The following is a 17844-nucleotide window of genomic DNA, read 5'->3' as shown; positions in this document are numbered from 1 at the left end:
CGGTGACCCTTGAAGTGCTCTCCCGGCTGAAGCCGGGAGATTCCTGCCTACCTTGCGGTGGCGGGCTTGACGCCGCGGGGGCGCCTGACGACTGCCCTTCCGGCAGCCGGGACGAGCGCGTGGCCCATCCGGTAAAGGTGCAAGACGTTCCGGGCAGCGTTGTGGTCGGCGTTGTCGGACCAGCCGCAGTCTTCGTTCTTGCATACGAACACGGCCTGGGACTCCCGGCTGCCCGGTGTGGTGAAGCCGCACATCGAGCAGCGCCGGGAGGTGCCGGGGGCGGGAACCTTGTGCAGGGTGCCGCCGTGGCGGGCGGCCTTGTACGTCAGCATCGTCACGGTGCGATGCGCGGTGATGCACAGGACGACCGCCCGCAGGACCCGGTGCTCCGGCGAAGGGCCCTTGACGTACGTGGACACCTGCGCCTGGTTGCCCGGGCGTTGCGGATACGTGACCGGGAAGCGGGCCCCGGACCGGGCGAGTTCGGGCCCGTGGGCGGCCTCCACGAAGGCATGGCGAACAGGACGCTGATGCGGTGGCGGGCGGGCGGAGGAGGGCTCGGGCATGGGGCTTTCCGTCGCCCGGAGTTGTTCGTGTCCGGACGGGCAGATCCGCCTTCCCGTTCGGCCCTTCCGGCGGACTGACTGCTCACAAGACCGTGGTGGCGCCGTACGGTGTTGGTCGTGCGGTCGCCATAATCCTTCCTCTCGGGGCGGCCGGGCGGCCGCCCCCGGGATGCACCCCCATCCCGGGGAGGCAGCCGTCTCTCGCCGTCTGTCCCGTCAGGGGGTGCGGCACGAGCCCCGGACCTGGCCGACCCGGAACTCGCCCACGCCCCGCCCTACGGCTCGGCCAAGGACCCGGTGAACATGGCCGGGACGATCGCCGAGAACCCGGCCACCGGCACCGCCCGCACCGTGCAGTGGCACGAGCTGGACGCCGCGCTCGCCGACGGCGCCGTCCTGATCGACGTACGCACCGCCGCCGAGCACGCGCGCGGCGCCATCCCCGGCGCGCTGAACCTCCCCGTCGGCGAACTGCGCGCCCGGCAGGGCGAGATCCCCGCCGGTCGGCCACTCATCGTGCACTGCCAGGTCGGGCTGCGCGGTCACACTGCCGCCCGCCTCCTCACCCAGCTCACCGGCCGCCCCACCGCCAACCTCGACGGCGGCTACGCCACCTGGGCCGCCGCGCACACCACCGAGCCGGCCACACCCGCACCCCTGGCCGCCTGAACCCCCACCAGCACCCCACCGGAACAACCCGCGAACAGGAGCCGCCGCCATGGCTGCCGCAGACGACGAAACCACGACCGCCGTCCTCAACCGGCTGCGCCGCGCACAGGGCCAGCTGGCCGGCGTCATCACGATGATCGAGGCAGGCCGCGACTGCAAGGACGTGGTCACCCAGCTCGCCGCTGTCTCACGGGCACTGGACCGGGCCGGCTTCAAGATCATCGCGAATGGCATGCGTGAATGCCTCACCACCACCGACGGTGAGCGCGCCCCGCTGACCGAAGCGGAACTGGAGAAGCTGTTCCTCAGCCTGGCCTGATCTTCCACCAGGCGCGCCCCACGCCGTCGAGCACAGGCGGGGCGCCCCTGGCGTCCCGCACCGCACGCCGATCACACATCCCACACATTCATATACCCCCATACGTATAACGCAGTTTGCATTCATTAATACCCCCATGAGTATTGAGCAGGAGATGAGCATGACGACCGCCCAACCGGCACTGGCACAGAAGGACGCCTCCGCCCCCCATGCACCGCCCGGACTGCTGGGGCGGTTGGGGGTCTGGGCCACGACCCGTCTGCGAGTGGTGCTGGTGCTGTGGCTGGCCCTGGTCGCGGGTCTCGGTGCGTTCGCGCCCCAGGTGACCTCCGCGCTCGCCGGTGCCGGCTGGCAGGCCAACGGCTCGCCGTCGGTGCAGGTGCGCGAACTCGCCCAGCGGCACTTCTCGGGCAACGCGTCCTCGGCGCTGCAGGTGGTCGTCACCGCCGACCGGCAGGTCTCGGACCCGGCGGTGCAGAAGACGATCGCGAAGGCGACGGACCTGCTGAAGGCCGACCCGCGGATCTCCGACGTCCTCGCACCCCAGCAGGGTGCGACCATCAGCCGGGACGGGAAGACGGCGGTCCTCCTGGCGGGGGCCGCCGCGGACACCAACGACATGGTGCGTGCCGCCGACGACCTGAAGAAGCCGCTCGCCGCCCTGTCGGGCGACGGGGTCACCCTCGCCGCGACCGGTGCCTCGGTCATGTGGAGCGACTTCAACACCGCCAACCACGACTCGATGATGCACTCGGAGATGATCTCCTGGCCGGTGACGATGGCCATCCTCGTGCTGGCCTTCGGTTCCCTGGTCGCCGCCGGGCTTCCGCTGCTGCTGACCATCGCGGGACTGGCCGCCTCCGCGGGCGCCCTCGTGCTGCTCAACCACCTGACGCCCACGTCGATCTGGGCGATGAACTTCGCCATGATGTTCGCCCTCGCCCTCGGCATCGACTACGCGCTCTTCCTCGTCGTCCGCTTCCGCGCGGCGCTCGCCCGGCACGGCAGCCCGGTCAGGGCCGTCGCCGAGACCATGGACACGGCCGGCAAGGCCGTGGCCCTGTCCGGCCTCACCGTCCTGGTCAGCCTCTCGGCCGTGATGCTCGTGCCCGCCCCGGCCTTCAGGTCCATGGCGCTCGGCATCATGCTGGCCGTCGTCTTCGTCCTGGCCGCCACCCTCACCCTGCTGCCCGCCGTCCTGGGCCGGCTCGGGACACGCGTCAACGCCGCGTCGCTGCCCGTCGCGCGCCCCGCGAGCGACGGCGACGGATCCTCGCCCCGCTTCACCGCCTGGGGCGAGCGCCTGTGGCGCCACCCCTTGCGCTACGGCGTCCCCGCCCTGCTCGTCCTGGTGGCCCTGGCCGCCCCGGTCATCGGTCTGCGCACGGCCATGCCCTCCATCACGGTGGTGCCCGAGGGCAACTCCTCCCGCGTCGGGTACGAGGCCGTCCAGAAGGCGTTCGGCGAGGGCGCCCCCGGCACCCTGCAGATCATCACGCCGTCCGCCGACGCCGCCCGGGTCGCCCGGCAGATCGCGGACAACAGCGGCATCGCCGCCGTCATGCCGGCCACGCCCGCCACCGACGACAGCGGGCTCGCCATGATCCAGGCCGTGCCCCTGGCGGACCCGTCCGATCCCGCCCTCGCGGACACCGTCCACACCCTGCGCAACGGCCTGCCCGACAAGACGCTGGTGGGCGGCGCGGCCGTCGAGAACCTCGACCTGCAGCAGACCCTGAACGACAAGACGCCCCTGGTCATCGGCATCGTCCTCGTCCTCGGCTTCCTCCTGCTCGTGGTCGCACTGCGGGCGCCCCTGGTGGCACTGATCGGAACCGTGACCAACCTGCTCGCCACCGCAGGAGCGTTCGGAGCCGCCCGCCTCATCTTCCAGGACGGCCACGGCGCCGGTCTGCTCGGCTTCACCCCGCAGGGCTTCCTCGACGGCTGGGCACCGGTGTTCTTCTTCGCCATGATCTTTGCGATCGCCATGGACTACACCGTCTTCCTGCTGTCCACCGCCAAGGAGCACTACGAGAAGACCGGCGATCCCCGTACCGCCGCCGTCGCCGCGCTCGGCCACTCCGGCCGCGTCATCCTGGCCGCCGCGGCCGTCATGGTCGCTGTCTTCTTCACCTTCGCCCTCTCCGACTCCCTGCCGCCCAAGGAGATGGGCATCGTCCTGGGCGTCGCCGTCCTGCTCGACGCCGCCCTCGTCCGCCTGATCCTGCTGCCCGTGCTGCTCCGCCTCACCGGCCGCGCGGCCTGGCACACCCCCGCCTGGCTCCAGCCCGTCCTGCCCGACATCCACTTCAGTCACGGGTAACACGTCAGGCACCCCGACCCGCGTGGGCCGGCGCCGGCGCCGGCCCACACCCGCCCCACCACACAAGGGAGTCGAGACCATGTGCCAGAAGGCCACATGTCGAAAGTGCCAGAAAGCCACCTACCGCGGCTGCGGCATGCACGTCGACCAGGTCCTCGCCGCAGTGCCACAGTCCCAACGCTGCACCTGCACCAAGGACTCCAAGGACTCGGCCCCCGCCGGGAACCTCTGGAAGCGCATCCTCGGCCGCGGCTGACCCGGCGCGGCACCCGCCCGTCGTCTGACGTCGCCCGGGGACCAACCGCCCAGCCGGCCCCCGACGGCACCGAAAATCGCCAGGTCAGGCCCGGTACCGTGACCAGTACCGGGCCTGACCTGATGTTTCTCTGCCGATGCGGCGGGTTCTGCACTCCTCCGCGGCCGCCGGGCCGCGAGCCTGCACTTCGAGACGGCCTCAAGCTCGGGAAGCCCGGCTTGGACCGGGTGAAAATCATGGACCGGCCCGTCCGTACAGGACTGCCGCGGGCGACGAGGTGCGGACCAGGGCGAGCGGACTCGCCGCCGCTCGGCCGCGTCCGGGACAGCCCGCCGTCACCTCGCGAGAACGCATCGACCGGTCCCAGGGGCAACGGTCGACGCTGCGGGGTTCTCGCACATGGCCATGAGGCGCTCCGCACCCGAACCCCAAGACACTGCGACGCTCCGCGCCGCCACCACACGATGCGATTCTTCCCAGGTGTGAACGCCTGGGAAGAATCGCAAGAATCCCGCTGAAATCCTGAGCCGGGGGCAGTTCCGTGAAGGCGGGGACGCCCTGCCGAGGGCGGCGGCTCACCTCACCCTCCGCCGGCGGCATCTCAACGACGGGATCGTCCGGCTGGTCGATCAGTGTTCGAGCTGAACGGGACCCGCATCCGCGGTCGGTCTCCTCGGCCAGAGGCGTATCCGTCTCGGCCTGTGCTCGGTGAGGGATGAGGTGATCTCCTCCACGTCGTACAGGTCGCAGGCGGCCTCCAACTCACGCATGGAGATGTTCAGCGCGTGCAGAAGGGACAGCGTCTGAAGGAAATTCCCCGGCCACCGGTTCCACTCCTCGGCCTTCATGTATTCAGCGGAATCCATGCCGATGGCCCGAGTCAGCCTCGTCACGCTGAACTGTCGGGCGAGCCGATGCTCTGCCAGAGTACGAGGCTGAACAATGCCCATCAATTCGGTGGTCCGGCACCACAGCACATCCGCCAAAGCGAATAGTTGCGGCTCGGTGGGGAAGTGCGTACCGCTCTCCCAGGCGACAACCAATTCGGGATCGACAGGGGCGTCCAATACGTCCATCTGCCGTGCCACGTCATGCGGCGACAAACCCGTGCGCTCTCGTGCTGCCATGGCGTTGGCTGCGCAGAACGGCGGTCGATCCATAACTCGGTTCTTCCTTACTGTGGGGCATTTGTTCATGAGAGGAATGCAGGTGCCGCCCCAGGCGCGCCATCGATCACCACCCCGGACCGAGCGCCCTGAGCCGAGGAGCGGGCACAGGCCATCGCGGCAACGAGTGGGCGTCGGCCTCCGCCTCGCCGGGTCGGCCGAGCCGGGCGCCGAGCCGGGTCGCCTGTGCGCTCGGCTGGCGTCCGCCGCCTGACATGGGTCTGCTCCTCGGTCGTGGAACCAGTGGGGAGGAACAGCACGAGGTTATGGCCCAACTCCCATGAGAGCGCTTCCATTTGAGGTAGTCAGAGCTGTCCGGCCCTGGAAACCTGCCCTTTCGTGCACCCGCCCGGCACTACGAACACCCGCATCTCACCCATCGGCAGGCGATGGCGCCCCGCCCCGCCCACCGTGCACCTTGCCGCAGGCAGGAGGCGTGATCCCGGCGCTGCCGCCACCCGCGGCGGCTCGGGGGTCCAGGTCCGGCCCCGACCGCAGCATGGACAGCAGCGGCGAGGGCAGCGTCACCACGTCCCCGTTCCCGTACCCCAGCGCCTTCAGCGCGTCACCGGAAGGCACCCGGTACTTCACGCCGTCCTCGGCCACGAAGTACGTCGTGTTGCCCGCCTCCGTGCCGCCCGCACCCAGCACCCGCACCAGGGCACCACGGCCCGGCCGGACCACGACGGCGTCCACCGGCAGGCACGCCTCCGCCGACTCGCCGGGCGCCGACTGGGTCACCGGAGCCAGGGATTCGGGCGGCACCAGTACGGTGCTGACGCGGACCAGCCCTTTCACGGCCTGCACCCGGGCGCAGGCCGTCAGACCGTCCGGCACGCCGGCCGCCCGGGGCGGGGAGTCCGGCAGGCCCGCGGGGACGGCGGATCCGTCCTGGTCCTTGGGTGCCAGGTGGCCCTGGAGGGCGTCCGCGCCCAGCGGCTCGGGCTGCGGCGAGCGGCCGCCGTAGGCATTCTCCCGGGTGGCCGGGTCGCCGAGGACGAGCGTGGCCCCGGTGGTCGTCAGCGGGGCCAGGCCCTCCTTCCTCAGCAGGTAGTACTTGGGAGTGGAGCCGGGCACCTGGACCACGTACACCCGGCCCACCGTGCCGCGTGCGCCGCCCAGCGACGGCCCGGCGGCTCCGCGGCCCGGAACGGCGGGCGGGGCGAGGTCGGGACCGGGGGCCAGCGCGTCCAGGAACGCGGCGGACACCGGGCGAGGCGTGACGGAGCCGTAGCCGAGGGAGACGACCGCGCCGGAGGCCTTGTCGAGCCGGAGCCTGCTGCCGTGCCAGACCAGGTACGTCGCCTTGTCCGGACCGCTCACGACGAGCGCCTGGTCGTCGGCCATCGCCCGGGCCTCCACGGGAGCACCGGCGACAAGGGTGGTGGCCGCGGCTGCGGCGGTTGCCGTGGACCGGGCGGAGCCGAGGGCCGAGCAGACGTGCCAGGCGCCGCTGTCCAGGTCCTTCGCCGCCGGCACGGAGTCCGGGGCCCCGGGTATGCCGACCGGGGTCCCTACGGGCGTGCCGCGCAGCGTCGCGCCGCCCACATCGGTGGTCTTCAGTCGGCCCGCGCCGATCAGCAGGGCGGAGGCGTAGTTCCGCACCGGTCTGAGGCGGCCGTCGAGGTACAGGTAACGGCCTCCGGTGTCCCTGTTGACGATCAGGGTGTCCGAGGTCCGCCACGCGGTGTTGCCGCCGGGCGAGACGAGCCCGTACACCGCCGCGCCGGCCGCTACGAGCACGGCGACGACCGCACCGATGGCCGCGCCCCGGGTGGTGCGGGCCAGCGGGCTCTCCGGGGCGTCCGGGTCCGCGAGCAGCATGCCGGAGGTGAGCCTGCCGATCGCGAAGGAATGGGCCTGGACCTGGTCGCGCTTGGACTGCATGGGATGGCGTTCCCTTTCGGTTCTCCGTGCCGGTCGGCCCCGTCTTTGCCGGTCAGCCGCCGTCTGGGCCGGTCAGCCGTACTCCGTGCCCGTAGGCCGTACTCCCTGCCGGTCATCCGTTCTCTGCGCCGGTCAGCCGTTGATCGCCCGGAGGGCGCCGAAGACACCGAGCACCCACAGCGTCAGCGGCAGCAGGGCGATCGCCAGCAGCGACTGGAGCAGTTCCGCCGCGCGGCCCCAGTACGGCAGCATCCGCCGGCCCGGCACCGTCCAGGAGGCGACGGCCAGTGCGGCGGCCAGCGCCAGCAGTCCCACGACGAACACCGGGCGGTCGGCCGGGGACAACCGGGCCGCGGTGCCGACGGCCAGCAGGAAGGCTCCCCACAGACCCGGGACCACCAGGGCCAGCCGCTGCCACACATTGACCATGCCGCGTCCGTGCAGCAGCAGGAGCAGCGACAACGTGCCGGCGGTCAGCACCTCGGGAAGGCCGGGCTGCCGGACCAGGGCCGCCAGACAGCCGGCGCAGACGGCACCGGTCGCCCCGTACAGGGCCGTCATCCAGCTGCCGGCGAGCTCGGTCCGGGTTTCGACGTCGCTGCCGCTGTAGGGCTCGATGCCCTCCTGCAGCTGCTGGGCGCTGGTGGGCAACGGGGGCATCCGCATGCCGGCGAGCTTGAAGGACAGGGCCGGTACGAAGCCGCCCAGGACGACGGCCACCGCGGCCACCGCGGCGCCCGCGCCGTCCACCGGCACGTCGACGACGCTCATGAGGACCCCGGCGGAGACGGTGGCGATCGCCACCACGGCGGTGGCGATGAAGAGCGGGATGTAGACGGCCGCCGCGGCCACCGCCAGCGTCGCTCCGCCGGCGGCCGTCGCACCCGCGGCCAGCAGCCGCGCGCCGAGGACATGGTGGGAGTCGGGGCCGGAGAGGGCGCCACCGGGCAGCAGCCAGCCGGCCAGTGCCAGGCAGGGCACCGCCAGGAAGCCGAGGGTCGCGCCGGCTGCCGCGTCCCCCACCGCCCGGCTGGCCGAGGCCGCCCCGGCCAGCAGCAGCAGACCGGCCACGGCGGCGGTCACCGCACGGGGGACGACCGGGCCTCCGGGCCAGGCCAGCACCCCCAGGGCGGTCAGCACGCAGACCGCCACGGCCCCGCGGAGCAACCGGCGGCCGGCCTCGGGACTCCAGCCGTGCAGTCGTTCGCGCGTGTGGTTGGCGATCCCGTCGACGAGGTCGTCCAGCCGCACCTCGGGCAGCGCGTCGGAGTGCGGACGCAGATAGAGCACCTCGCCGTCCTTCAGGTCGAGCGACTCCAGGGTGCCTTCGTCGTCCAGGGGGCTCCCGCCCAGTCGTTGCAGCACCCAGCCTCCGTGGTCCAGGCCGTTCTCCTCCAGTTCCTCGCCGGAATAGCGCAGCACGGTCGGCAGGAGGTCCGCGACGGGAACGTCGGCGGGTACCGCCAGGTCCATGGTCTTGGCAGGGGCACGGACGGTGAGATGGCACAGGGCCGCCACCGAGTTTTCGGTCATTGGAGAGGCCACGCTTCCCAGGAATGTCATCCAGAGCTTGGTGTTGGGAGTTGAACGGATGCAGACTACTGACACCCCGAAGCATTCGTGAACGCCCTGGGGGTTTCCCGCTCTTGGCCCGACCCATGAGTCGCGCGCCACGGTTAGGAGTCCATTCTTGAGTGTCACCCTATTCCGCCGCCCTGCCCGCAGGCGCGGCCCGGAAATGCCCGAGGGTGAATTGACCCTCCAGGAGCCGCCGACCCTGCCGGAGACGGTTCCGGACAACTCGGCGGTATGGACCTATTTGCCAATGGGAATGATGTCCGTCGCCATGATGCTGGCCTTCATCCGGCCCGGCGGGAGCGGAGGCGTGCTGACCTACGTGGCGCTGGGCGTGATGGTCCTGGGATCCGTGGTCATGATCGTCGGTCAGGTGATGCGCAGGAACGGCGAGCGTAAACAGCGCCTCAGCGGCGAGCGCCGGGACTATCTGCGCCATCTGACGCAAAGCCGGCGGAAGGTCCACCGGGCCGTCATAGAGCAGCAGTTGGCACTCGCCTGGCGTCATCCCGCGCCTCAGACGCTGCGTTCGATCGTGCGGACCACACGGCTGTGGGAACGGCGCACCAAGGACGACGACTTCGCCGAGGTGCGGGTGGCCGTCGGGGACCAGCAGCTGGCGATGCAGCTGGCCCCGGTGTCCGCCAAGCCCGTGGAGGACCTCGACCCGATGTCCGCGCACGCACTGCGCCGGTTCATGCGTGCCTACAGCACGGTGCCCGATCAGCCGATCGCGCTGTACCTGCGGTCCTGGGCCCGGGTACTGCTGCGCGGCGACGAGGCGGCGGTACGCGGTCTGGTGCGGACCGTGCTGTGCCAGCTGGCGGTGTTCCACGCCCCGGAGGACCTGTGGATCGCCCTGTGTGTGAGTGACGAGCGCCGGGCGGAGTGGGACTGGGTCAAGTGGCTGCCGCACAACCTGCACCCGTACGAGCAGGACGGTGCCGGGCCCGCCCGTATGGTGGCCGGTGACCTCAACGGTCTGGAGGACCTGCTCGGCCCGGACTTCACCGAGCGGCCCGCCTTCGACCCCGAGGCCGTTCCCGACCGTAACGAGCCGTTCACCGTGCTCGTGGTGGACGGAGGCCGGGTTCCCGCCGGGCACCGGCTCGACGGCACGGGCTTGCGCAACGTCGTCGTGCTCGACCTGTCGGAAGCCCTGCGGTGGAGACCGGGACGCACCACGCTGCGGCTGGACGTGCGGCCGGACGGGATGCGGCTGGTGCGCACCGACCGCAGCCGCAAGGAGCAGTCGACGCTGTTGGGCCGCCCCGACACGGTCGGCCAGGCCGGCGCCCGGGCGCTGGCCAGGATGCTCGCGCCGTACCGGATGAGCCTGTCCGCCGACACCGCCGAGCCGCTGTCCACGGACGTGGAGCTGACCGCCCTGCTCGGCATCTCCGACCTGCACCGTCACGATCCGGCGACGTTGTGGAAGCGCGGCACGGGCACGGCTCGGCTGCGCGTTCCGGTCGCGGTGGGCGCCGACGGGGCCCCGGTCGAAGTGGACATCAAGGAGGCGGCGCAGGGCGGCATGGGCCCGCACGGCATGCTGATCGGCGCGACCGGATCGGGCAAGAGTGAGCTGCTACGCACCCTCGTGGTGGCCCTCGCGCTGACGAACTCCTCGGAGACCCTGAACTTCGTCCTGGTGGACTTCAAGGGCGGGGCCACGTTCCTCGGCCTGGACGAGCTGCCGCACACCTCGGCGGTGATCACCAACCTGGCGGACGAGGCGGCCCTGGTGGAGCGCATGCGTGACGCCGTCCACGGCGAGCTGATACGGCGTCAGGAGCTACTGAGGGCGGCCGGGAACTACTCCTCCGCGCTCGACTACGAGAAGGCCCGCGCCGCGGGAACACAACTGGCGCCGCTGCCGAGCCTGTTCATCGTGGTCGACGAGTTCAGCGAACTGCTCTCCGCCCACCGGGACTTCATGGACCTGTTCGTGATGATCGGCCGACTGGGCCGGTCCCTCGGTGTGCATCTGCTGCTGGCGTCGCAACGCCTGGACGAGGGACGCATGCACCAGTTGGAGAGCCATCTGTCGTACCGCATCGGTCTGCGCACCTTCTCGGCCATGGAGAGCCGCGGAGTGCTGGGTGTCCCGGACGCCTACCAGCTGCCGTCGCAGCCGGGCGCCGGTTTCCTCAAGAGCGGCGTGGAGGCGCTCACCAGGTTCCGGGCGGCGTATGTGTCGGGGGCGTACCGATCGCGCCGGGGCGCGGTGGTCCAGGCGCGGGTCGCCAGCCAGGTGGTGCCGTGGACGGCGGACTACGTGGTGCCGCGCTCCCCGGCCCAGCCGTCGGAGCCGGAGCCGGAGGTGGCGGAGGAGGAGGAGGAGAACGCGGCCTCCCTGCTGTCGGTGGCCGTGGAGCGGCTGCGTGACGCGGGGCCGACGGCCCTCCAGGTGTGGTTGCCGCCGCTCGGCCTGCCGCCCACCCTCGACGCACTGCTGCCCGGCCTGTCCGAGGACCCGCAGCACGGGCTGGTTGCCGCCGACTGGCCGGGACTCGGCCGGCTGAAGGTGCCGGTCGGCGTGGTGGACAAGCCGTTCGAACAGCGCCGTGACCCGCTCGTGGTGGATCTCTCCGGCAGCGGCGGGCACATCGCGGTCGCGGGCGGTTCGCAGAGCGGCAAGTCGACGGTGCTGCGCACCCTGATCGCCGCCCTCGCGCTCACCCACACCCCCCGCGAGGTGCAGTTCTACTGCCTTGACCTGGGTGGTGGAACGCTGGCCGGGCTCGCCGGACTGCCTCACGTCGGAGGTGTGGCGAACCGGCTCGACGCCGAGCGGGTCAGCCGTACGGTGGCCGAGGTGACCACCCTGCTCAACCAGCGTGAGCAGTTCTTCCTGAGCCACAACATCGACACCATGGCGACCTACCGCAGGCGCCGCGCGGCCGGTGAGTTCGAGGACGAGCCCCACGGTGATGTCTTCCTGGTGGTGGACGGATGGGGCACGCTGCGCCAGGACTTCGACGCGCTGGTCCCCACCTTCAACCAGATCGCCGCGCGGGGCCTGAACTACGGCATACACCTGGCCGTCGCCACGGCTCGCTGGATGGAGCTGTCCTCCCAGGTACGCGACCAGGTGGCGACCCGGCTGGAGTTGCGGCTGGGCGACGCCATGGATTCCGTCGTCGACATCCGCAAGGCGGGAACCGTGCCGCGCAGCCCGGGACGTGGCCTCACGACGGACGGCAAGCTGCACTTCCTGGCGGCACTGCCGCGCATCGACGGCCAGGAAAGCGCCGACGACCTCACCGAGGGAGTGGCCGGGCTGGTGGAGAGGGTCGCCGGATGCTGGTCGGGCCCTTCCGCACCGCCCGTGCGAACGCTGCCGCACCGGTTGTCCGTCTCCGAACTGCCGGAGGCGGAACTGGCCGACGGACTGCGGATTCCGCTGGGGCTCGACGAGGCGACCCTGTCGCCGGTGTGGCACGACTTCAGCCGTACGCCGCACCTGATCGCCGTCGGCGACACGGAGAGCGGGAAGACCAACCTGCTGCGGCTGGTCGCCTCGGCCATCACCGCCCGCCACACGCCCAGCGAGGCCCGCATCCTGGCGGTGGACTACCGTCGCACGCTGGTCGAGGCGGTGCCGGAGGAATACCGCCTCGGGCACGCGGTGTCGCTCGATGCCCTGCGGGAGCTGGTGAGCGGTTCGGCCCGGGCCATCAAGGCCCGCGTGCCCGGACCGGACATCACTCCGGCCCGGATGCGCCTCGCGGACTGGTGGACGGGGCCCAGACTGTTCGTGCTCGTCGACGACTACGACATGGTCGGCGGCGGCCTCGCCGTCGGCCACCCCTTCGACCCGTTGTTCGACCATCTGGCCCTGGGTCACGAGGTGGGGCTGCACCTGGTGGTGACACGGTCCGCGACCGGAGCGGGGAGGGGCCTGAACGACCAGTTGCTCAGGCGCCTGGACGAGGTCAACACGCCAGGACTGCTGATGTCCTGCCCGCCCTCGGAGGGGTACCTGTTCGGCAACATCAAGCCGCGCAACCTGCCGCCCGGCCGGGCACAGTACATCGCCCGCCGCAAGGCCGTCCTCATGCAGACCGCGCTGCTGGACGAGCCGACCGGGGAGGGCCAGGGCAAGGAATGACGCCCGGCCCGGCGAGGGGCGCCCGGGCAGGGCCCCTCGACCGGCCGCGGCGTCGCCGTCCGTCCCGGACGGATGGCGACGCCGCGGCCCCACCGGCACATCCCCGCCCCACAGCAACGATGCAGCAAGTCGGGGAAGCCCCGAGCGGGAAATGGCTCGGCCCGACGACGGTGGCAGTGGCGGTGGCCAACCAGTTCAGGCAGGCGGCGACGCCCCGTTCCCGGCCGGGCGCCACCGGCGGGCGCGGCCCTTCGGGGCGGCAACAGCGGCCCAGGCGACCACCAGAACCAGGCCGCCGCCCGCCCCCGCCACCATCAGGGCACGATGCGTCGCACGGGCGCCCGCCTCGTCCCTCTCCAGACGCACCGGCCGGGAACCGTCGGCCCTCGCGGCCCGGTCGCGAGACGCACCCGGCACGGAGGTGACAGCCCCGTAGGGGTCGAGCTGTGGTACGTCCGCCGGGTACGCGGTGGTGATCAGTCGGCGTGCTGTCCCGGCGGCGGTCAGGCCGGGGTGGGCGGACCGCACCAGGGCGGCTGTCGCGGCGGCGTAACCGGCGGCGAGTGACGGTCCGGAACCGATGAAGTGGCCCCGCCCCCGGGGACCGATGCCGAGGACGCCGTCGCCCGGTGCGGCGACGTCGGCATGCCTCGGTGTGAACGCGCCCTGCGGCCTTCGGCCCTGCACGTCGACGTCGACGACGGACAGCACACCGGTTGCGGCCGCCGGCCAGTAGTCGGCGGGCGGCGGGGCGGAGGACGTGCTGTCGCGTGAGGCGTCGGGAGCCGCGGCGGCCACGATCAGGGCGTCGTGGCCGGCGGCGTAGGAAACGGCGCTCCTGAGGGTGGCGGAATCGCGTGTCAGCGCCGGGGACACCGCGATGACCCGGGCCCCGGCGTCCACCGCCGCCCGGATGCCGGCTGCGACCGTGGTGTCCGTCGCCGTCCCGCGCTTGTCCGTGCCGCGCACGGCCACGATGCGTGCCTGCCGGGCCGCTCCGGCGAAATCGACGCCCTTCACGGGGGCGGCGGCTATCAACCCGGCCACGAACGTACCGTGGCCCACGCAGTCCTCCCCCGCCTCACCGACCGCGGTGACCCGGCCCGCCAGGGTGGGTGCCAGGAGCGAGACCCCGGTGTCGACGACGGCCACCGTCACCCCGGCGCCCGTACCGAACTCCCGTGTTCTGGTCAGCTGCAGGTTCTGCTGCTCCCAGGGCATGGCCTTGGCCACCGTGTCGGAGGCGCCGGTACAGGCGGCCCCGGCCGCCAGCCGGGACGGCATCACCGGCAGCCGTATGGGGTCCCCGGACGCCGCACCGACCGCGGCCATCGGCCCGACCACCATCGTGGACGCGGACAGAAGGCTGACGAGGACCGGCAGCGCGTGACGGCGCCTCTGGCGGCGCGTGATGTTGTGGCCGCCACCGCCACCGCCACCGGCGCCGCTCCCGGGCCGGGGCGGAAGGCCGGGCCATCCTGCGGTTCGGGTCATTCGGACACCGCCCTACCCGGCACCGCGTCCTGGGGAAGCAGCAGCCGCAGGTCCTCCAGCCCAGGGGCTGCCATCGTGCTCAGCCGACCGGCCTGACGTGTCATCATTCCCTCCAAAACCTGTCTGGCGAGCCGCGCGTTGCCGAAGGAGCGGTCACGCGGAAGCGACTCGAAGTACGAGCGCAGCACCTGGCCCGTGCCCGGCCCGCACTCGTACCCGGCGGCGGCCGCGTGCTGCCGCACGATGGTGACCAGTTCGTCCGAGGAGTAGTCGGCGAACTCCACCCGCCGGGAGAAGCGCGAGGAAAGGCCCGGGTTGGAGGACAGGAAGCGCTCCATCTCCGCGGTGTAGCCGGCGACGATGACCACGACCTCGTCCCGGTGGTCCTCCATGAGCTTCAGCAGGGTGTCCACCGCCTCCTGCCCGAAGTCCGACCCGGCACCCGCTCCGGTGGGGGTCAGGGCGTAGGCCTCGTCGACGAACAGCACGCCTCCCAGGGCCCGTTCGAATACCGCCCGGGTCAGCTGCGCCGTGTGACCGACGTACCGGCCGACGAGGTCGGCACGCGCCACCTCGACGAGCTGGCCCCGCGGCAGCACGCCCAGCGAGAGGAGCAGTTCGCCGTAGAGCCGCGCCACCGTGGTCTTTCCGGTGCCCGGCGGCCCGGTGAAGACCAGGTGGTGGCTGATGCGCGGCGCGGGCAGCCCCGCGGCTTCCCGCTGGCGGGTGACGGACAGCAGGTTGACCAGATCGGTGACGTCGCGTTTGACGGCTGCCAGGCCCACCAGGTCGCCCAGGCGGGCCAACGGGTCACCGTCCGGGCCTTCGCCTGCCCCGTCGGCGGCCGCGCGTGCGGCTTCCTCCCCGATGTCCTCGGGGAGGAGCAGTTGGAGGTCCTGGTCGGTCATGTCCGTCAGCGTGGCCAGGCGGGACGCCTGGCGGTCCACCATCCCCTCGAACACCTGGCGGGCGGCGCGGCCGTTGCCGAAGGTCGCATCCCTGGGCATGCGCTCGAAGTGCACGGCAAGGGCCTTGCGCGTGGTGTCGTCGAGCACGTACTGGTGCCCGGAACACATGCTCTCGACGATCGCCACCAGTTCGGGCACCGCGTAGTTCTCGAATTCCACAGTCCGGGAGAAACGCGAGGCCAGACCGGGATTGGAGGTCAGGAACGCCTCCATCTCGGCGGAGTACCCGGCGGCGACGACCACCACGTCGTCGCGATGGTCCTCCATGAGCTTGAGGAGGGTGTCGACCGCTTCCCTTCCGAAGTCGGCGCCGGAGCCACGGCTGTCGGAAAGCAGGGTGTAAGCCTCGTCGATGAACAGTACGCCGCCCAGGGCGCGGTTGAACGCCTCGGTGGCCTTGATGGCGGTGCCGCCGATGACCTGCGCCACCAGGTCGGCCCGCGAGACCTCGACGAGGTGTCCCGAACGCAGTGCGCCGAGTTCGGCGAGGACCGCCCCGTAGAGTCGGGCCACGGTGGTCTTGCCGGTACCGGGAGGGCCCGCGAACACGAGGTGACGGCCCATCGGCGGGGCGGGCATGCCGAGCTTGGCCCGGCGCTGGGCCAGACGGGTCAGGTTGACCAGCGTACGTACCTGGTGCTTGACGCTGCTCAGGCCGATGAGGGCGTCGAGGGTGCCGAGTGGCCCGTCCGCCCGCGTGAGCCGGGCGTCCGCGTCGGCGGCACCGTCCACCCCGGCGGAGCCGTAGGTTCCGTCGGAACCCCAGGCGTCCCGCTTGCCGTTGCCGGTGCTGGTCAGTCCGTCGACGGCGAGCCGCTCACCGGGCCTGGACTGGACGAGTCCGCCGCCGCCGTTGTCCCGGACGGTGCAGTTGACCACGGACACCGGGTCGGTGGACTCGACGCACAGACCGTCTTCCGTACTGCCGCTGATCTCACAGGAGTTGAACGAGCCGCGTCCGCCGTCGGCGACCAGGACCCCGTGCCTACCGCTGCCGGCCACCCGGAGCCGGGTCGCGGTCACCTCCCCGCCGCCCTCGACCACGACGCCGGACTCCTCGGCCTCGGTGATCTCCAGGTCCCGCACGGTCATGATGCCGTCGGCGCCGATCGACACGCCGGCGGCGGCGGGCGCGAGGACCGCTCCGCCCCCGATGTAGACGTTGCCGTCGTCCTCGGCCCTGACACCGCAGCGGCCTGCACGCTCGACGGTGCAGTCCTCCAGCCGGCCCCGGCCGTCTTTCAGGACTTCCACCCCGTGCCCTCGCGGCGCGTTGATACGGGCACGTCTGACCAGCGGGTTGGCACCCGTGCGTATGGAAATGCCGGATCCCAGGGCGTCGGTGGCATCGAGCCGGTCCAATTCGGCGGCCGAGTCCTCCTCCAGCAGCACCGCGGTCGCCGCGCAGTCCCTGACGGTCAGGCCGACCAGGACGGGAGAGGCGTGTCCGCTCACCCGGAGGGCGGGGGCCTGAGCCGCGTCCAGCCAGCAGTCCTCGTACGTGCCCCGGGAGCGTTCGGTGACCAGGAGCCCATGGCCCTTGGTCCGTGCCGTGCGGCATCGGCGGACGACGGGGTCGCTGCCACCGCTGACCACGATGCCGACGCCGGTGGTGCCGGTGACACGCACATCCTCGAGTTCCGTCCTGGCCCGGCTGGCGAGTTGAACCCCCGTGCTGGTGTCGTGCACCACGGTTCGCAGTACTCGCATGGTGCTGTTGCCTTCCAGGGCGACGGCGGGCTTGTCGGTCGAGGAGATGTCGCACTCCTCGACCGACCCCTGGGCCTCTCCGTTGGCGAGTACACCATTGCCGCGAGCATCACGAACTGTGCAGCCGCGCAGGGTCATCCGGCCGCTTTCACCGATGACCACCCCGGAGGTGCCGAGGTGCTCGATCGTGCAGGACTCGACGGAACTCTCCACCGTCGAAGTGACCACGACGCCGGCTCCCACAGGATTGCTGACCCGGCAGTCCCGTAGGGCGAGCGAGCCGGCGGCCCGGGCCACCAGGGCCGTCCAGGCGGAGCCGATGACCTCGCAGCCGTCCATGGCCACCTGTCCGCGCGGCGCGTCGATGACGGGCAGTTCCTCGTCGCGACCTCGCAGCACCAGGTCGGTGAGCATGACGGCTTCGGCCCTGAGTACCAGAGCGCTGCCGCGACGGGGCGATATCTGGACACTGCCGCGGGCCTGCTCCGCCACGATGGTGACCGGGGTGGTGATGGTGAGGTTCTCCCCGTACGTGCCGGGGGCTACGCTGACGACGGCACCGCTACGTGCCCTGGCCAAGGCCTCACCGATCGTCCGAAAGCCGTCGGATCCCTCAGGGCTGACCCTAAGTACCTGGCGTGACACGCGCATTCCTCCTTCTCGTGGCCTCGCAAGGCCACGAGCCCGCCCCCGAATTGCCTTGGGTCACCATCATGCCGGGTATCGCCCTGCCCAGCTGCCCCGATGCGGAGCAGGACTCCAGCTGCCTGAGGGTGACTTGAGCTTTATGACTA

General features: G+C 71.6%; 9 protein-coding genes and 1 pseudogene. 4 read left to right on the top strand and 6 right to left on the bottom strand.

The features are described 5' to 3' along the window. Positions 1-47: 47 nt before the first annotated feature. Positions 48-344 (bottom strand): annotated as a pseudogene (locus P8T65_RS10900) (zinc ribbon domain-containing protein); the annotation flags it as partial. A gap of 525 nt (positions 345-869) precedes the next feature. On the opposite strand from P8T65_RS10900, the gene P8T65_RS10895 reads away from it, so the two are divergent. The 3 genes from P8T65_RS10895 (at position 870) to P8T65_RS10885 (ending at position 3880) form a co-directional block, all read left to right on the top strand. Continuing rightward, positions 870-1235: a rhodanese-like domain-containing protein gene (locus P8T65_RS10895; protein WP_316725218.1), complete on the top strand. Its 366-nt coding sequence runs from the start codon at positions 870-872 to the stop codon at positions 1233-1235. Between the two features lie 49 nt (positions 1236-1284). After that, positions 1285-1554, top strand: a complete 270-nt coding sequence (locus P8T65_RS10890; protein WP_316725217.1) for a metal-sensitive transcriptional regulator — start codon at positions 1285-1287, stop codon at positions 1552-1554. Positions 1555-1714: 160 nt separating this feature from the next. After that, positions 1715-3880, top strand: a complete 2166-nt coding sequence (locus P8T65_RS10885; RefSeq protein WP_316725216.1) for an MMPL family transporter — start codon at positions 1715-1717, stop codon at positions 3878-3880. 885 nt (positions 3881-4765) lie between these two features. Here the strand turns inward: P8T65_RS10885 and P8T65_RS10880 are convergent. The 3 genes from P8T65_RS10880 to eccD all read right to left on the bottom strand — a co-directional run bounded on the left by P8T65_RS10880 (position 4766) and on the right by eccD (position 8722). Then, a complete protein-coding gene (locus P8T65_RS10880) occupies positions 4766-5296 on the bottom strand; it encodes a helix-turn-helix transcriptional regulator (protein ID WP_316725215.1) in 531 nt (176 codons plus the stop codon). Between the two features lie 378 nt (positions 5297-5674). Further along, positions 5675-7189, bottom strand: coding sequence for a type VII secretion protein EccB (gene eccB, locus P8T65_RS10875; protein WP_316725214.1), 1515 nt, complete (start codon positions 7187-7189; stop codon positions 5675-5677). 132 nt (positions 7190-7321) lie between these two features. Beyond that, positions 7322-8722: a type VII secretion integral membrane protein EccD gene (gene eccD / locus P8T65_RS10870; RefSeq protein WP_316725213.1), complete on the bottom strand. Its 1401-nt coding sequence runs from the start codon at positions 8720-8722 to the stop codon at positions 7322-7324. 205 nt (positions 8723-8927) lie between these two features. Between eccD and eccCa the strand changes: the two genes are divergently transcribed. Beyond that, positions 8928-12878 carry a type VII secretion protein EccCa gene (gene eccCa / locus P8T65_RS10865; RefSeq protein ID WP_316731545.1) on the top strand — a complete coding sequence of 1317 codons (3951 nt, stop codon included), beginning with the start codon at positions 8928-8930 and terminating at the stop codon, positions 12876-12878. Positions 12879-13073: 195 nt separating this feature from the next. Here eccCa and P8T65_RS10860 read toward each other — a convergent pair whose 3' ends face one another. Next, entirely contained in the window at positions 13074-14372 is a 1299-nt protein-coding gene (locus P8T65_RS10860) for a S8 family serine peptidase (protein ID WP_316725212.1), read from the bottom strand. Next, entirely contained in the window at positions 14369-17701 is a 3333-nt protein-coding gene (locus tag P8T65_RS10855; protein ID WP_316725211.1) for a right-handed parallel beta-helix repeat-containing protein, read from the bottom strand. The genes P8T65_RS10860 and P8T65_RS10855 overlap by 4 nt, the downstream gene beginning before the upstream one ends. Positions 17702-17844 lie beyond the last annotated feature (143 nt).

It is taken from the genome of Streptomyces sp. 11x1, from assembly GCF_032598905.1.
Lineage (GTDB): Bacteria > Actinomycetota > Actinomycetes > Streptomycetales > Streptomycetaceae > Streptomyces.
This window is presented reverse-complemented; position numbering and strand designations above follow the sequence as displayed.

Coding starts and splice junctions, on each gene's coding strand:
- P8T65_RS10895 (WP_316725218.1), top strand. CDS start 870: ATGGCCGGGACGATCGCCGAGAACCCGGCCACCGGCACCGCCCGCACC.
- P8T65_RS10890 (WP_316725217.1), top strand. CDS start 1,285: ATGGCTGCCGCAGACGACGAAACCACGACCGCCGTCCTCAACCGGCTG.
- P8T65_RS10885 (WP_316725216.1), top strand. CDS start 1,715: ATGACGACCGCCCAACCGGCACTGGCACAGAAGGACGCCTCCGCCCCC.
- P8T65_RS10880 (WP_316725215.1), bottom strand. CDS start 5,296: ATGGATCGACCGCCGTTCTGCGCAGCCAACGCCATGGCAGCACGAGAG.
- eccB (WP_316725214.1), bottom strand. CDS start 7,189: ATGCAGTCCAAGCGCGACCAGGTCCAGGCCCATTCCTTCGCGATCGGC.
- eccD (WP_316725213.1), bottom strand. CDS start 8,722: ATGACCGAAAACTCGGTGGCGGCCCTGTGCCATCTCACCGTCCGTGCC.
- eccCa (WP_316731545.1), top strand. CDS start 8,928: ATGCCCGAGGGTGAATTGACCCTCCAGGAGCCGCCGACCCTGCCGGAG.
- P8T65_RS10860 (WP_316725212.1), bottom strand. CDS start 14,372: ATGACCCGAACCGCAGGATGGCCCGGCCTTCCGCCCCGGCCCGGGAGC.
- P8T65_RS10855 (WP_316725211.1), bottom strand. CDS start 17,701: ATGCGCGTGTCACGCCAGGTACTTAGGGTCAGCCCTGAGGGATCCGAC.